At 46.3% G+C, this 15704-nt stretch carries 14 protein-coding genes; 10 read left to right on the top strand and 4 right to left on the bottom strand.

Annotated features, from left to right (window positions below; translation table 11 throughout):
• The first annotated feature begins 20 nt into the window (after nucleotides 1–20).
• Both pdxH and ACXACM_RS15935 read left to right on the top strand, forming a co-directional pair.
• Nucleotides 21–659 carry a pyridoxamine 5'-phosphate oxidase gene (gene pdxH, locus ACXACM_RS15940; protein WP_474822971.1) on the top strand — a complete coding sequence of 213 codons (639 nt, stop codon included), beginning with the start codon at nucleotides 21–23 and terminating at the stop codon, nucleotides 657–659.
• On the top strand, nucleotides 632–1438 hold the full coding sequence (locus tag ACXACM_RS15935) for a TatD family hydrolase (protein ID WP_474822969.1): 807 nt from the start codon (nucleotides 632–634) through the stop codon (nucleotides 1436–1438). Before pdxH ends, ACXACM_RS15935 begins: the two co-directional genes overlap by 28 nt.
• Here ACXACM_RS15935 and ACXACM_RS15930 read toward each other — a convergent pair.
• Nucleotides 1423–2064, bottom strand: a complete 642-nt coding sequence (locus ACXACM_RS15930) for an AhpA/YtjB family protein (protein ID WP_474822967.1) — start codon at nucleotides 2062–2064, stop codon at nucleotides 1423–1425. The genes ACXACM_RS15935 and ACXACM_RS15930 overlap by 16 nt on opposite strands.
• A gap of 142 nt (nucleotides 2065–2206) precedes the next feature.
• Here ACXACM_RS15930 and serB point away from each other — a divergent pair, with 142 nt between their 5' ends.
• Nucleotides 2207–3220 (top strand): phosphoserine phosphatase SerB, encoded by a 1014-nt coding sequence (serB, locus tag ACXACM_RS15925; protein WP_474822966.1) that lies wholly within the window; start codon nucleotides 2207–2209, stop codon nucleotides 3218–3220.
• Nucleotides 3221–3238: 18 nt separating this feature from the next.
• Here the strand turns inward: serB and ACXACM_RS15920 are convergent, their stop codons facing one another.
• On the bottom strand, nucleotides 3239–5767 hold the full coding sequence (locus ACXACM_RS15920) for a PilZ domain-containing protein (RefSeq protein WP_474822965.1): 2529 nt from the start codon (nucleotides 5765–5767) through the stop codon (nucleotides 3239–3241).
• Nucleotides 5768–5924: 157 nt separating this feature from the next.
• On the opposite strand from ACXACM_RS15920, the gene radA reads away from it, so the two are divergent.
• On the top strand, nucleotides 5925–7289 hold the full coding sequence (gene radA / locus ACXACM_RS15915; RefSeq protein ID WP_474822963.1) for a DNA repair protein RadA: 1365 nt from the start codon (nucleotides 5925–5927) through the stop codon (nucleotides 7287–7289).
• Here the strand turns inward: radA and ACXACM_RS15910 are convergent.
• Both ACXACM_RS15910 and ettA read right to left on the bottom strand, forming a co-directional pair.
• A complete protein-coding gene (locus ACXACM_RS15910; RefSeq protein ID WP_474822962.1) occupies nucleotides 7256–7690 on the bottom strand; it encodes a PilZ domain-containing protein in 435 nt (144 codons plus the stop codon). The genes radA and ACXACM_RS15910 overlap by 34 nt on opposite strands.
• Nucleotides 7691–7825: 135 nt before the next feature.
• On the bottom strand, nucleotides 7826–9493 hold the full coding sequence (gene ettA, locus ACXACM_RS15905) for an energy-dependent translational throttle protein EttA (protein ID WP_474822961.1): 1668 nt from the start codon (nucleotides 9491–9493) through the stop codon (nucleotides 7826–7828).
• A 216-nt stretch (nucleotides 9494–9709) separates the two neighbouring features.
• Between ettA and lpxD the strand changes: the two genes are divergently transcribed.
• From lpxD to ribBA, 6 genes are all read left to right on the top strand, one after another.
• Complete coding sequence (gene lpxD, locus ACXACM_RS15900) at nucleotides 9710–10738, top strand: UDP-3-O-(3-hydroxymyristoyl)glucosamine N-acyltransferase (protein WP_474822959.1); 1029 nt, start codon at nucleotides 9710–9712, stop codon at nucleotides 10736–10738.
• 188 nt (nucleotides 10739–10926) lie between these two features.
• Entirely contained in the window at nucleotides 10927–12183 is a 1257-nt protein-coding gene (glyA, locus tag ACXACM_RS15895) for a serine hydroxymethyltransferase (protein ID WP_474822957.1), read from the top strand.
• 80 nt (nucleotides 12184–12263) lie between these two features.
• On the top strand, nucleotides 12264–12713 hold the full coding sequence (nrdR, locus tag ACXACM_RS15890) for a transcriptional regulator NrdR (RefSeq protein ID WP_474822956.1): 450 nt from the start codon (nucleotides 12264–12266) through the stop codon (nucleotides 12711–12713).
• 9 nt (nucleotides 12714–12722) lie between these two features.
• Nucleotides 12723–13853, top strand: a complete 1131-nt coding sequence (gene ribD / locus ACXACM_RS15885) for a bifunctional diaminohydroxyphosphoribosylaminopyrimidine deaminase/5-amino-6-(5-phosphoribosylamino)uracil reductase RibD (RefSeq protein ID WP_474822955.1) — start codon at nucleotides 12723–12725, stop codon at nucleotides 13851–13853.
• A gap of 17 nt (nucleotides 13854–13870) precedes the next feature.
• Nucleotides 13871–14536, top strand: a complete 666-nt coding sequence (locus ACXACM_RS15880) for a riboflavin synthase (protein WP_474822954.1) — start codon at nucleotides 13871–13873, stop codon at nucleotides 14534–14536.
• 18 nt (nucleotides 14537–14554) lie between these two features.
• A complete protein-coding gene (gene ribBA / locus ACXACM_RS15875) occupies nucleotides 14555–15655 on the top strand; it encodes a bifunctional 3,4-dihydroxy-2-butanone-4-phosphate synthase/GTP cyclohydrolase II (protein ID WP_474822952.1) in 1101 nt (366 codons plus the stop codon).
• The last annotated feature ends 49 nt before the right edge of the window (nucleotides 15656–15704 follow it).

Below are 15704 nucleotides of genomic sequence, written 5' to 3'. Positions count from 1 at the left end.
TGAAACAACAGGGGAACGGTATGTCTCTATCAGATATGCGAAGACAATACTCTATGGGGAAGCTGTCAGAAACATCATTAGCTGACAATCCAATCACCATGTTTAAAACATGGCTCAACGATGCCATTGACGCAAACATACCAGATCCCACTGCCATGACCGTAGCCACTGTAGACGAACAGGGACAACCGTCGCAGCGAATTGTGTTATTGAAAGATGTGACTGAAAAAGGCTTTTTGTTTTACACCAATCTAGGCAGTAGAAAAGCCAGGGAACTGGCCGGTAACCCGCGTATTTCACTCCATTTTCCATGGTTTTTTATGGAGCGACAGGTTCGAGTATGTGGCGTCGCTGAAAAGCTTAGTACAGCTGAAAATGCCAAGTATTTTTTCTCACGCCCTAAAGATAGTCAGTTAGCGGCCTTTGCGTCACGTCAAAGCCAGCCTATTGCAACCAGGGAATTGCTGATGACCCAGTTTCAGCAACTAAAGACAAAGTTTGCCAATAAAACGTTGCCTGTTCCTGACTTCTGGGGCGGATTTCGTGTTGTCCCTCATCAAATCGAGTTTTGGCAGGGCGGAGAAGACAGGCTTCATGATCGTTTTGAGTTTAATCTCGACGACAATGGAAAATGGGTTTCTCAACGATTAATGCCTTAGGCAAAACCGTGATAGACAGTCATTGTCATCTTGATTTACCGGCTTTCAGCAGTGATTTAGACGCTGTCATCAGGCGGGCACGAGACAAAGGTGTTGATGGTTTTCTCATACCAGGAACCACTGAGCAGGGCTGGCAAAGGCAATTGTCCATTCAGCAGCAGTACCCTGGTATGTTCTTGACTTTTGGTTGGCACCCATGGTTTCTTCCTGCCTCATTGTCTTCTGGGTTGTCAGCTCTTGATAAGGCGATCTCGGAACAGCGCAAACAAATCGTGGGAATTGGAGAAATTGGACTGGACGCCACTATCGATATTCCGATGAAAGTTCAGGAAACCTGGTTGATTGAACAACTTCGTATCGCTCAGACCTACAAGCTTCCTGTGGTTCTACATCACTTGAAGACCCATCACAGGTTACCTGCATTAATTAAGGAAAGTCGTTTTTCTTACGGTGGTGTTATTCACGCCTTTTCTGGTAATGGTCATGTTGCCCGGCAGTATACTGAGCTGGGTTTTAAGTTAGGGATCGGTGGTACAATTACGTATCCAAGGGGGAGCAAAACCCGCGAAGCCGTAAAATCCGTTGGGTTGTCTTCTTTACTGCTCGAAACCGATTCGCCAGATATGCCGATACATGGTTTTCAGGGGGAGCGAAATGAACCGTCAAAGTTGCGCCATGTGGTCAAGGTGTTAAGTGACGTGTTAGCACTATCCGAACAAGACATTATAGAAAGCACGACAGACAACTTTTATCAACTTTTCCATCAACGTCGGCGGTGAATGCTTTCGTGAAAGGCTTGTTTTACATAAGGCCAGGAAGGTCGATAACGGATAAATGCCAATACTCCCATTCCTCCGCCTAAAAAGCTGAGTAAAAATAGCGAGGTGGTGACTATATTTTGCATGGTGAGCAACAGCTGAAGCTTTTCGCGCCTGGGCTTGGTATCAATATTAAGTTGCAACATACCCAGAGGTTTATTGGACTCCGAGGTTATTGGGATCATCAGTGTTTGAGCTGGTTCAGCATGCTTCTTAAGATAGCTCACACTCTGCCACGTCACGTGTGATGAGGCCAGTTTACGTCCGTCGACGCTATAAACACTCACGTTTAATACGTGTTCAGATTGGGCAATAGTTTGCACAGTATTCTCAATGTCCTGGATGTTATTTTGTGACATCGGTTGACTGAGAAAGTACGCCGACTGCTGAGCAAGACTATTTGCAGGTTCTGCTACATACAATATTGGTAAACTGCGGTTAATTGAATACACCTGTGAGAATAGTAAACAAGCAGTTAGGAAAACAGTGGCCGCAATGACCAGTTGGTAGGGTTTGTGATGGAGCCATGCAAACCAATGCCGACGACGCTGTGGCGGTGTGTCCCATGGGGAGTTTGTATTTTGCATGTTTCTGCTTGCTAATCACAAAAATAGATAGTAGTGCGCAACTTTATCATATAAAGCTAGAGGGTCGAAATAACGCAAAGAGCGTTTGCCATTACAGTTTAATTCGTTAGGATATCGCTACTTTTAGTTTAAAGGTCATATTGTGTCAGACATTACCGTATCTTCAGAGTACAGCTATGCTGTTTTAGATTATATTTTAAAAACCTATCCTACAGGCGTGTGTTTTGTAAACGGCAAATGGCAACGTGCAGACGCTACCAATGCTGATAGTAATGGCTGGGAGCTTACAATCAGTGCTCCGGCACTGTCACTGCACACGTTACAAGGCATTATTGAGGCCTTGGCGCCACAGCTCTGTGTACTGAGCGTTAAACAGCATCCTTTGCATGGGGTTTTTCACGAAGGCGTCGTCGTGTGCCCGGTTTTAGTTTCAGAAAAAAATGCCACTTTCACTGACAAACTAGAGTCTTTATGCCAGCGGTATCGGGTTGACATCGCACTTCAGAAAGAAAAGCCGTCGTTGTCAGCAGGCGGCTTACTTGTCATGGATATGGACAGCACCGTTATACAGATAGAATGTATCGATGAAATAGCTAAATTAGCGGGTTTAGGTGATAAAGTCGCTGAGGTCACTGCAAAAGCGATGCGAGGCGAACTTGATTTTAACGAAAGTTTAGTGTCACGGGTCGCTTGTCTTAAGGGAGTATCCGTTGCCCAAATGGAGCAAATACGTGACAACATCCCCCTTATGCCAGGCCTGCTTAGTTTATTAACAACCCTAAAGGCCCACGGCTGGAAAATTGCGATTGCGTCTGGTGGCTTTACTTATTTTGCCGATCATTTGAAGGAACGACTGGGAATGGATGCGGCGTATTCCAATACATTGGAAGTCGAGGAAGGCTTACTTACCGGCAGGGTAGTCGGCGATATTGTCAATGCCCAGAAAAAGGCCATTGTTGTTGAAGAACTGGCTGCAAGATGGGCTATTCCCATGGCACAAACAGTGGCCATGGGGGACGGAGCAAACGATTTACTTATGATGGAAAAAGCTGCTCTGGGTGTGGCTTGTCATGCCAAACCCTTGGTCAGGGAAAAAGCTGACACAGCCGTGCGTTTTGGTGGTCTGAACACAATGCTATATTTGATGGCTCCCTGATGAAAGCAAGCTCAACAGCTAGCTGTTAAGCAGTTGTTGCACCTGAGAAGCCGCCTCATTTTCTGATACTGGTTGGCGGTTTTTCTCTATTACATCCCCTGAGTAGCCAAATCGCAATAGGACTTCTGTAGTCATATCTATTAAATGCACGGAAGCCCCAATACTCCAGATCTTTTCTTCTAAATCCCGAGCTCTGTGCAGGGCGTAAGTGCCAACATAAGTAAGTTCCGCTTGTAACATATCCATGTCTGGCTTGCCTGTAGTAGTCAGGAGCACCTGTACTGCAATAAAACGACCTCTTGAAAGGGCGTCCCCAATGAAGTTTTTACGACTCTCGTCATTACTGAATCGACTGTCTAAATGTGGAAGGACGGCGAGTCGATTACCTTTTTTACTGCTATCATACGCGATGTAAAGCTCCTGCCTGATAGGCATGTTTTCTACTCGCATAGTTTTTACACCTTGCTGAATTAAGGGCATGTCGAGATTCCTGTCTCTGAACAGAAATTCCACATTGACTTCATCACCGTCACTGAAGTGGCGTGCGACTTGATGCAACAGCGTATCTCTGTCACCAAGTACTGCCATCTCAGGTAAATATTTAACACCTGATTTAGCCAGTAAAAAAGCAAAGTTGGGTGTGTTTCGCGCATTGATACACCGCAATGCATGACCAATCCCGGGAACTTCCTCTTCCTCGGGGTAGGTTTTTAATGATTGTTTATTTTGCTTGATTAAATGGTCAAAAAAGTGCTTGGCGGATTTTCCTGTTTCACCCTCCGCTGCTCTTAAGTGCAATATGTTTCTGTCGTCATTATAGTGAATAACTTCATATATGAGGTCCATTACTACATGTTTGTCAGTCATTTCCTGAAGTTTCGGAAATGACACTTTAACCAGTGAACCCGTTTCGCCTAAAAATTCTCCGGAAATTTCCAATCGCAACCCTGATACTGAGATGTCCTCGCTAATACCCGTCAGGGGTAATTCATCGTTGTAATTCGTCAAACTGATGGGAGAACGCAACAGGTATCGGGTTTCCATACGCTGTTCCTGGAAGCGATAGCGATACGGTTTTATGTTGAAAGGTGGCTTGTTTCTAGGGTGTGCGAACACTCTTAAATGAGTAAGATTATTGCGATTAAATTTATATCTCGCGTACTGCCGTTGGCCACTTTCAGATGTGACATCAGTGACATGTACGATGTAACGCAAGCTTTTCAGTTTTGCCATTAAACGTGCAGAAGGGGGTTGATTGAGCTTTTTTGCTTTGCTGTTTGCGTCGCTTGGAATAGACAAAGGTGTATATGCCTGATCAGGCGACATTTCACTCATTGTTAATTTAAATACCCGCCAACTGACTTTGCGCGAACCAAAGCCCAGGTAAACGTTTTTCAATATTTCTTTGTGGTCAAGTTCCTGGGCTGAGGCAGAATAAAAGTAAACAGCGCCGTTTTGTATGTGAGTAAAGGAATAAACATACATTTCAGGGGACTGTTGCAAGTTTGCTCTCAGCCACTGCAAGCGAGCCGGTTTAAGTAAATATCCGAGCCTGATGGCGTCTGCTTCGTCTTGCCAATAAGCTAACGTTTCCGTATTAATGCTATTTATCATAGCGTAGGTAGGCACTAGCGTATCGTTAATACTGTTGATAAACACGGGTAGGGATGCGCTACAAGGTGATATGTATTGTTCTGCAGTTTTGTTGATGATGGCATCAATTGTGTTTGCCAGATTAACTTTATAACGACGTTTATTGCCGTGAATAAATTTCTGCAAGAATTTATCGAATGTCGGCGACGGAAGCTGATTTTCACGCTTGAGTATTAAATATTGATTGCCCTTTTCAAATTTACTTGTGATTACGTTGTAGGCAATACCATTGCGTTTGTCCATGGCAAATTCGTCTTCAAGCCCACGGAAATAAACATAGAGACGTTGGTCATGAGAAAATTGAAGTTCCTTTGGTATTTTAAGGCGTAAACCTTCCATGGAAATATCGACACTGCTGGCTTGATAGCTGTTGTGATTCTCATCTTGAATTTCTACAGCAATAGCAAAGTTCATTCGCTCGTGACTTCGGTGAGCATAAGACAATAGGTTGACCACAGGTATGGAATACTGTTCAAGAATCTGGGTTTTACCGTTATTGGTGGTCGAGCTTTGCTCTTCTGTGCCGATTCTCTCAGCTTTGTTTCGCATCACGCGGAAGTTGTTTTCCGTTTCCATAACGGCTTCGTATACACCAAAACAGTAATGGCCGAAAATTTTTAACTGCTTTTTAAACTCGGTGATGGCGATGTCGTCGAGGTAGTGTTTTCTGCCCTTGTATTCGAAAAGCTGACAATCGCCATCGACCTGACCCCGCAAGTCCAAAGAGCGCATACACGGCTTTGCCAGGCGCTTTAACTCCATCTTAATTAAAAAGCGTTTCTCCGGGGGAACATCCTGAGTAAGCTGAAGTAATACCTGATTTAACTGCGGTGAGTTTATTGCAGGTTTTAATTGTTCTATTAATTCAGCGTATTGCTGTAGTTCTTTATCCATTACAACCAGTTTTGTTAAGTGGTCTTACATTTTTATTATCGGCAAGCATTTCAGACTCTATAGTAAAATGCAAAGCGTATACTGCCTTTTTTGTCCGTATGCAGCAATTCGACTTTACGTGTAGAATACGCTAACAATTTCCTGTGAAAAGAATTATATGGCAAAACGAAAAACCGCCTATGTGTGTTCTGATTGTGGCGCAGAGTTTCCACGCTGGCAAGGGCAATGTAGCGAGTGTAAATCCTGGAACACGATTTCCGAGTTTGTGGTTTCCAGCGCACGTTCGACAATATCAGCAAATACAGGCTATGCCGGGCAGACAAATGCGAAAATTGAGACGTTAAATGCCATAGATTTGGAAGCACTACCTCGTTTTAGCTCGGGCTTTAAAGAGCTGGATCGGGTACTCGGTGGTGGTATTGTTCCCGGTGCAGCAATGCTGATTGGTGGCTCACCAGGAGCAGGTAAGAGCACTCTTTTACTTCAGGTGATGTGTAAGTTGGCTCAAACTCGGGACGCTCTGTATGTGACCGGGGAAGAATCGTTGCAACAAGTGGCCATGCGGGCAAAAAGACTTGGTTTACCCGATGACAAGCTGATGATGCTGGCTGAAACAAACGTTGAGACGATTTGTGAACTGGCATTAACCCGTCAACCCAAGCTTATGGTTATTGACTCAATACAGGTTATGAACGTTGCGGATGTGCAATCAGCGCCTGGCAGTGTATCTCAGGTAAGGGAAAGCGCAGCTTATTTAACGCGGTTCGCAAAACAACACCATATCGCGATGTTTATTGTTGGCCATGTCACTAAAGACGGCAATCTTGCAGGCCCCAAAGTGCTGGAGCATTGCATAGACTCATCTATGATGCTGGAAGGTGAAAGCGACGGGCGATTTCGCACGTTACGCAGTCATAAGAACCGCTTTGGCGCTGTGAACGAGTTAGGGGTCTTTGGTATGACTGAGAAAGGCCTTAAAGAAGTCAGTAATCCGTCGGCGATTTTTCTCAGCAGAGGGGATAACCAATCGCCAGGGTCAAGTGTGATGGTTGTGTGGGAAGGAACGCGGCCCTTGCTTGTGGAAATTCAGGCGCTGGTAGATTACTCGCAAATGGCGAATCCAAGGCGAATTGCTGTGGGTCTTGAACAAAACCGACTTGCCATGCTGCTCGCCGTGTTACACCGCCATGGTAATTTGCAGATGAATGATCAGGATGTTTTCGTAAATGTCGTTGGTGGGGTTAAAGTAAACGAAACCGGCGCCGATCTCGCTTTGTTGATGGCAATGGTGAGTAGTTTTAAAAATAACCCTTTACCTAGGGAATTGATTGTTTTTGGTGAAGTGGGGCTGGCGGGGGAAATCCGTCCAGTGCCCAATGGCACAGAGCGCATCACAGAAGCGGCGAAGCACGGTTTTAAACGGGCTATCGTACCGAAAGCAAATGCGCCTAAAAACGCCATCGCCGGTTTAGAAGTTGTACCCGTTTCTCATTTGTCGGAAGCCTTGGAAGCATTACCGTAAATAGCATCGATTAATGACGACATGTCCTGTTCGCTGAGCTGATTGTCGCCACTGTTAAGGTTGATCAGGCGGCGTAATTCAGCAAGGCTGTCAACGTCGATATGGGCTACCTTACAGCCCATAAAAACGACAGAGTTGTTGGGCGGTGACTGACGATAAAGTTGTGTCAGGTGCAAAGTGATCAACGGACTATCCGGGTTGACCTTGAACAGCACGCGGTAAGGGTCATGGCTATCGAAAGGAAGCATCTCCAGCATGGTTTCTGCTGCGCTCAGTCGCAGCCCTTGCAGAGACACATCCTCAATGGTCACTGGGATCTGGTCGCCATGGATACCCAATTCTCCGGGTACGTTGAGTTCGACTCTTTGAAATTGTCTTTTATCCACAATCGTCTCATTCATTTTTAAAGCCTCAGTCTATTATTAGTGCAGATAAAAGGCTGAGGTCAACTAACACTGTCAAAAAATGTATTCATATCTGACATTTTTTCTTCACAGAAAAGAAAAACCCCGCGTATGCGGGGCGAAATCTTACTGTTATTTAGCCATCTTCTTGTACTTCAGTCGGTGAGGTTCTACCACGTCTTGTCCATATGTGGCTTTGAGCCATGCAGCGTATTCAGAATAGTTTCCTTCAAAGAAATTGATTTTTCCTTCGTCGCGGTAATCCAGGATATGCGTGGCAACACGGTCCAGGAACCAACGATCGTGGGAAATAACCATGGCACAGCCGGGAAATTCCAATAACGCATTTTCCAGCGCGCGGAGTGTTTCCACGTCGAGGTCGTTAGTCGGTTCATCGAGCAGCAACATATTGCCGCCTGCTTTTAATAATTTTGCCAGATGTACGCGGTTGCGTTCACCACCGGATAAATCTTTAATGAATTTCTGTTGATCAGTGCCCTTGAAGTTAAATCTACTGCAATAAGCGCGACTGTTTATTTCGAAGTTCCCGATACGAATGATGTCCTGGTCATCAGAGATTTCCTTCCACACAGTGTTGTTTTCATTCATGTGGTCCCGGAACTGTTCCACGCTGGCCATGTGTACCGTGTCACCAATATCGATTGTCCCGTTGTCAGGGGTTTCCTGACCAGAAAGCATACGAAAGAGTGTAGACTTACCTGCACCATTGGGACCAATAATTCCGACAATAGCCCCTTTAGGAACTGAAAAACTCAAATCATCAATGAGGAGTCGATCACCGTACGATTTAGTAAGATGATCTATGTCGACTACTTTATCACCCAAGCGCTCGCCAGGCGGAATAAAGAGTTCGTTAGTTTCGTTGCGCTTTTGGTAGTCTGACGTGGACATTTCTTCAAAGCGGTTCATTCGAGCTTTGGACTTAGCTTGTCGACCTTTGGGGTTTGAGCGTACCCATTCCAATTCTTGCTTCATGGATTTCACACGGGCGTTTTCTGCACGCTCTTCCTGCTCAAGGCGTTTCTCTTTTTGCTCCAGCCAGGAAGAATAATTGCCTTCCCATGGGATACCGTGACCACGGTCAAGTTCCAAAATCCAGCCAGCGACATTATCAAGGAAATACCTGTCGTGGGTAATGGCAACCACTGTACCTTCGTAGTCGTGTAAGAAGCGTTCTAACCATGCGACAGATTCAGCATCGAGGTGGTTTGTCGGCTCATCGAGCAACAGCATTTCTGGCTTTTCCAGCAACAAGCGACACAAAGCAACCCGGCGACGCTCACCACCTGACAATGTTGATACATCGGCATCCCAAGGTGGTAAACGCAGGGCATCAGCAGCACGTTCCAGAGCGTTATCCAAATTGTGTCCGTCTTTAGATTGGATAATGGCTTCTAATTCACCTTGTTCTTTAGCCAGGGCATCAAAGTCAGCGTCGGCTTCTGCATACGCGGCGTAGACTTCGTCGAGCCGGGTCAGTGCGTGTTTAACATCTGCGACGGCTTCTTCAATATTGCCACGAACATCTTTGCTCTCGTCAAGCTTAGGTTCCTGTGGAAGATAGCCAATTTTCAAACCTGGTTGCGGGCGAGCTTCACCTTCGATGTCGGTATCTACACCGGCCATTATGCGCAATAACGTAGACTTACCAGCGCCATTTAGACCCAGCACACCAATTTTTGCGCCCGGGAAGAAGCTTAATGATATATCTTTTAAAATGTGTCTGTTGGGCGGAACGATTTTACCTACCCGATGCATAGAATAGACGTATTGTGACATAAGCGTTGACATGTCCTGATAAAATGAAAAGTTACCAAAGTATTTTACGCGCTTTTTCCCTGAACTGGCTAGCGAAGTACCAAGAGAATTTACCTTTAGCTGAAAAAATCACCGTTGCCATGGCAAATTAACAGTTTTTAGTGACGAGGGTCAGGACTAAAAGCGGAATTTACAGTAGCATTGGCAATTGGGATTTATCAATTTACAGGTTCAATAATGACAGCACATTCCAGACGATTTTATACCCTGGCAGAACTGGCCGAACATACCGGCGGAACAGTGAGTGGTGATGGTAATGTAAAAGTAAGTGGCGTGGGAACACTGGCTGGCGCTAAAGGCCATGAGATTTCCTTTCTCACTAATATCAAATACAAGTCGCAGTTGCAGAGTACATCGGCAGGTGCCGTGATATTAAACGAAAAAACTGTAGATGCGTGCCCCGTACCGGCACTTATACACGATAATCCCCATGCGACCTTCGCACGAGTCGCGCAGCTTTTTGACAGCACACCTCCTGTTGCAGAAGGCATTGCACATAATGCTGTGATCGCGGCTTCTGCATCTATCGGTGCCGATGTGTCAATTGGTCATAATGTGATTATCGAAGACAACGTGGTTTTAGGTGACAACGTCAGTATTGGTGCCAACTGTGTTATTGGCAAAGGAACGAGGATTGGACAGGGTTGTACCATTTATCCCAACGTAACGGTATACCATGACATTGTTATAGGTCAGCGTGTCACTATTCACAGCCAGACTGTTATCGGTGCTGCTGGGTTCGGATACGCCAACGACAAGGGTACCTGGCTACCGATCCCACAAACCGGCAGTGTGAAAATAGGTGATGACACACAAATCGGGGCGTCGAGTACAATAGACAGAGGCGCCATTGATGACACTATCATCGGCAAAAATGTAATCATCGACAATCAGGTCCAGATTGGTCATAACTGTATTGTTGGCGATCATTCCTGTATTTGTGGCGCTACTGGGATAGCCGGAAGTTGCAGTGTTGGCAAGTACGTTGTCATTGGTGGTGGCTGTGGCGTCAATGGCCATATTTCCATATGCGACAACGTTCAGATAACCGGCTACACCATGATTGTGCAGGACATCACTGAGCCAGGTTTGTATTCATCAGGTCAACCGGCAATGAAGAATCGCGACTGGCGTAAAGTAACAATCCGCACGAAACAAATTGATGATCTTTTTACCCGTGTTAAGGCACTGGAAAAAAAGCAATAGTGTAATAAATATAATTTTTAGATAGCTGAAGCCGAATCGCCTTGTGACAACGGGCTGTGGGGGAAACAATGTATTTATCCAGCTCCGATCTGTTGTCCCAAGGCATAAAGCGGTATACATGTAGTGGAAAATGACTAGAATATGCCTTCTTTTGTTTAGCTATCCCCAACGCAGTGTAAGGAGCCTCCATGTTACCTCGCGAAATGACGATTGCCGATTTTGATCCTGAACTGGCAGATGCCATGGCCAAGGAAAATGCGCGTCAGGAACACCATATCGAATTGATTGCATCAGAAAACTACTGTAGCCCGCGCGTAATGGAAGCGCAGGGGTCACAACTGACCAATAAATATGCCGAAGGTTATCCGGGCAAGCGTTATTACGGTGGTTGTGAGCATGTGGATGTGGTTGAACAACTGGCCATTGACCGTGCAAAAGCGTTGTTTGGTGCAGATTATGCGAATGTTCAACCACACTCTGGTTCACAAGCAAATGCGGCTGCCTTCATGGCGTTGCTGGATGCGGGTGACACTGTGTTGGGTATGAGTTTGTCAGAAGGTGGGCATTTAACCCACGGATCGCACGTTAACTTCTCTGGAAAAACTTACAACGCTGTGCAGTATGGGTTGAATGAAGACACCGGTGAAATTGATTACGAGCAGGTGGAAGCGTTGGCGCTGGAACACAAGCCAAAAATGATTATTGGTGGGTTTTCTGCGTATTCCAAAGTTGTCGATTGGGCGCGTTTCCGCGAGATCGCAGACAAAGTAGGTGCATATTTGTTGGTCGATATGGCGCACGTTGCCGGTCTTGTAGCTGCCGACGTCTATCCCAATCCACTACCTCATGCTCATGTGGTAACTACCACAACGCACAAAACTCTGGCTGGCCCACGCAGCGGTCTTATATTGTCATCGTGCGGTGATGAAACTATTTACAAAAAGCTGAACAGTTCAGTATTCCCTGGTAACCAGGGTGGTCCATTGTGTCACGTGATTGCCGGTAAAGCGGTAGCGTTTAAAGAAGCGCTACAACCTGAATTTAAAACCTATCAGCAGCAAGTAGTTAAGAATGCTAAAGCGATGGTTGCTGTGGTTCAGGAGCGCGGATATAAGGTGGTTTCAGGAGGAACTGAGAATCACTTATTCCTGCTTGATTTGATTGATAAAGACATCACCGGTAAAGATGCCGATGCTGCCTTGGGTCGTGCGAACATTACAGTGAATAAAAACTCTGTACCAAAAGACCCACGTTCTCCGTTTATTACCAGCGGCTTACGCATCGGTTCTCCAGCTATAACCCGTCGTGGTTTTGGGGAAGAGCAAGCAAAACAAGTAGCTACCTGGATTTGTGATATATTGGACAACATGGGCGACGAAAGCGTTGTTGAACGCGTTCAAAAAGAAGTGGTCGCACTGTGTGAGCAATTCCCGGTTTACGGGTAACGCTACAAGCCAATAGAAAGTTACAGGTGCCGTTGGTGCAGTAAACGCTGCCCGACGGCTTTGTTGTCATAGGACACCTTATGTTTTGCCCGTTTTGTTCCGCCCAGGAAACTAAAGTCATAGATTCTCGCCTTGTTGCTGAGGGCCACCAGGTTCGCCGGCGAAGAGAGTGTGTTATTTGTCATGAGCGTTTTACTACATTCGAAAACGCCGAATTAGTTATGCCTCGGGTGATCAAAAGGGATGGTTCTCGGGAGCCCTTCAACGAAGATAAGCTGAGAGCGGGATTACAAAGGGCGTTGGAAAAACGTCCTGTGAGTACCGAGCGTGTGGAAGAAGTTATCCTGTCTTTAAAGTCTGCACTTCGAGCAACAGGTGAGCGTGAAGTCTCCAGTGAGTTTCTCGGAAATCTTATAATGGATGCGTTAAAAGAGCTCGATAAAGTGGCTTACGTGAGGTTTGCTTCGGTATATCGATCATTTGAGGATATCCGAGAGTTCGGCGAAGAAATTGCTCGTCTGGGAGACTAAAAGCGAATCATGACCCCTGTAGATCCATCACTGTCAGCAATTGTAGAAGATTACAACTGGATGGCAGCTGCACTTAAGCTGGCTAAACGCGGCCTGTTTACCACGTCTCCTAACCCCCGTGTGGGGTGCATTATAGTTGATAAAGAAAACAATATAGTAGGGCAGGGCTTTCATATTCAGGCTGGCACACCTCACGCTGAGGTTCATGCGTTGCGGGAAGCTGGTGACCGTGCTATCGGCGGGACGGCATATGTTACACTTGAACCTTGTAGCCATCACGGACGCACGCCGCCTTGTGCTGACGCGCTCATAGCAGCAAAAATCAGACGGGTTGTGGTAGCAATGACAGATCCAAACCCCCAGGTTAGCGGTCGCGGTATCGGGCGATTACAAGACGCAGGTATCGAGGTGATTACCGATGTTCTGGCTGGAGAAGCTGCACAGCTAAATCGCGGCTTTATCAAACGTATGGTGTCAGGTAAGCCTTGGATTACTGTGAAGCTCGGTGTGAGTATCGACGGTAAAATAGCGCTTCGAAACGGGGTGAGTCAGTGGATCACCTGTGCTGAAGCAAGACGTGATGTGCAACTGCACCGCGCCCGCAGCTGCGCCATTCTAACCGGAAGTGGAACGGCCCTGGCAGATAACCCAAGTCTGTTAGTTCGGGCTGAAGAGGCGCAGTTTCACGAATATCCATTAGAAACTATTCGCCAGCCAGTGAGACTGGTATTAGACAGCCATAACCAGTTGCCTGCGGACCTCAAGCTATTCAATGATAATGAGGCAACTATCAGAGTTACAGGCCAGCCTCAGACCCCAGACACCAGCACTCCAGTGTTAGCAGTCTCAGTGAAAAACGGTCATATCGATTTACGTGAACTGTGCGTTCAATTGGGTCAGAAACAATTTAATGAGGTGTGGGTGGAGGCAGGGCCACAACTCGCCGGGGCACTGTTAGAGGCTGGAGAGGTAGACGAACTCATCGTGTATCAGGCAGCCAAGATACTGGGCGATAAAGGGCATAGCATGATGACCTTGCCTGAATACTCGCTCATAGAAAATGCGCCATCCTTGTCTTTGACCGATCTTCGTCGGGTTGGTGAAGACGTTAAAATGACGTACACAGTGTCAAAGATTTAAAGTAAGAGGTTGCTATTATGTTTACGGGCATCATACAAGCGTTGGGAACCATTCGTTCACTGGAAAATCGCGGTGAAGATATCAGATTAACCGTTGCTTCTGAAAAACTCGACATGTCAGATGTCGCCCTCGGGGACAGTATTGCAACAAATGGTGTATGCCTTACCGTTACCCATGTCGGCACAGATCACTACAGCGCTGACGTGTCCGCGGAAACCATTCGGTATACAGGGTTTGCTCAGTACAAGGCTGGAAGCAAAGTAAACCTTGAAAAAGCCATGCGCCCTACTGACCGTTTCGGAGGCCATATTGTCTCGGGGCACGTAGACGGTGTCGGGGAAGTGTCGCGTATCACTAAACACAAAGATTACATTGAAATATGGATTAATGCCCCCACTCAATTGGCTAAGTATATTGCCCATAAAGGCAGTATTACTGTGGACGGGGTAAGCCTGACAGTTAACGATGTAAACGGCAGTGCGTTTATGCTGTGGATAATTCCTCACACGTTACAGGAAACCGTCATTGGCACCTACAAAGCCGGTAGTAAAGTAAATTTAGAGGTGGACGTGGTGGCACGCTACCTCGAACGTCTTATGTTGGGAGACAAAGCTGCAGAGTCGAACAACAAGCCGGATATCAGCATGGCTTTTCTTGCTGAAAATGGTTTTTTAAAGAAATAACCCTACAGAAGTGACACTATGGCATTCAACACTACGCAAGAAATAATTGATGACATCCGCCAGGGAAAAATGGTCATCCTGATGGATGATGAAGATCGAGAAAACGAAGGCGATATTATCATGGCTGCAGAACACGTTACGCCAGATGCCATTAATTTTATGGTAACCCATGCCAGAGGCTTGGTGTGTTTACCAATGACTCAGGACCGCTGCAAGCGACTCAATTTGCCCTTGATGGTAGATAAAAACGGCGCTCAGTTCTCAACAAATTTCACGGTCTCCATTGAAGCGGCCAGAGGCGTTACAACTGGCATTTCGGCAGCTGATCGCGCAACAACTATTCTCGCAGCCGTTAAACCGGATGCCGTCGCATCTGATATTGTTCAGCCCGGTCATATTTTTCCCCTGATTGCTAAAGAAGGCGGTGTGCTAAATCGCGCGGGCCATACAGAAGCTGGGGTGGATTTGGCCAGACTCGCCGGCGCAGAGCCAGCCGCTGTGATTGTTGAAGTTCTCAATGACGATGGTTCTATGGCCAGACGGCCGGAATTGGAAGCATTTGCCGAAAAGCACGGTTTAAAGATCGGAACGATCGCTGATCTCATTGAATACAGAAACCTTAACGAAACAACCATTGAAAAAGTCGCGCAATGTCATTTGCCCACAGAATTCGGAGATTTCGAATTACATACGTTTAAAGATGTCATTGATAACCAAGTACACTTTGCGCTCAAAAAAGGTGAAATCTCCGAAGACACGCCTACACTGGTACGGGTGCACTTGCACAACACATTGAGTGATCTACTGGGTTCAACCAGGGCAATCAACCGCACAATGACATTACCTGAAGGCATGAAACGTATTGCCCAGGAAGGCGGTGTGCTGGTAGTGCTGGGTAAGGAAGAAGACCTGGAAAGCCAGGTAAGACGTTTTGCTGCTGAAGATCAGGGAGAGCAACCCGAAGGCAAAACATGGAGTGGTTCTTCGCGAACTGTAGGGGTAGGTAGTCAAATTCTGGCTTCAATGGGTGTTAAGAAAATGCGCCTGTTGAGCAAGCCTGTGAAGTATCATGCTTTGTCGGGCTTTGGACTGGAAGTGGTGGAATATATCCATCCTTAACGCCAGTATAGTTGTTAAACAAGCAATTTAGTTTGCGCGTATTTGTGCT

The sequence above is a fragment of the Alteromonas sp. AWQ4_252 genome (assembly GCF_056158205.1).
This window is presented reverse-complemented; position numbering and strand designations above follow the sequence as displayed.

What these genes read in the sequence shown, in the direction of transcription:
- pdxH (WP_474822971.1), top strand. Translation starts at nt 21, where the DNA reads ATGTCTCTATCAGATATGCGAAGACAATACTCTATGGGGAAGCTGTCA.
- ACXACM_RS15935 (WP_474822969.1), top strand. Translation starts at nt 632, where the DNA reads ATGGGTTTCTCAACGATTAATGCCTTAGGCAAAACCGTGATAGACAGT.
- ACXACM_RS15930 (WP_474822967.1), bottom strand. Translation starts at nt 2,064, where the DNA reads ATGCAAAATACAAACTCCCCATGGGACACACCGCCACAGCGTCGTCGG.
- ACXACM_RS15920 (WP_474822965.1), bottom strand. Translation starts at nt 5,767, where the DNA reads ATGGATAAAGAACTACAGCAATACGCTGAATTAATAGAACAATTAAAA.
- radA (WP_474822963.1), top strand. Translation starts at nt 5,925, where the DNA reads ATGGCAAAACGAAAAACCGCCTATGTGTGTTCTGATTGTGGCGCAGAG.
- ACXACM_RS15910 (WP_474822962.1), bottom strand. Translation starts at nt 7,690, where the DNA reads ATGAATGAGACGATTGTGGATAAAAGACAATTTCAAAGAGTCGAACTC.
- ettA (WP_474822961.1), bottom strand. Translation starts at nt 9,493, where the DNA reads ATGTCACAATACGTCTATTCTATGCATCGGGTAGGTAAAATCGTTCCG.
- lpxD (WP_474822959.1), top strand. Translation starts at nt 9,710, where the DNA reads ATGACAGCACATTCCAGACGATTTTATACCCTGGCAGAACTGGCCGAA.
- glyA (WP_474822957.1), top strand. Translation starts at nt 10,927, where the DNA reads ATGTTACCTCGCGAAATGACGATTGCCGATTTTGATCCTGAACTGGCA.
- nrdR (WP_474822956.1), top strand. Translation starts at nt 12,264, where the DNA reads ATGTTTTGCCCGTTTTGTTCCGCCCAGGAAACTAAAGTCATAGATTCT.
- ribD (WP_474822955.1), top strand. Translation starts at nt 12,723, where the DNA reads ATGACCCCTGTAGATCCATCACTGTCAGCAATTGTAGAAGATTACAAC.
- ACXACM_RS15880 (WP_474822954.1), top strand. Translation starts at nt 13,871, where the DNA reads ATGTTTACGGGCATCATACAAGCGTTGGGAACCATTCGTTCACTGGAA.
- ribBA (WP_474822952.1), top strand. Translation starts at nt 14,555, where the DNA reads ATGGCATTCAACACTACGCAAGAAATAATTGATGACATCCGCCAGGGA.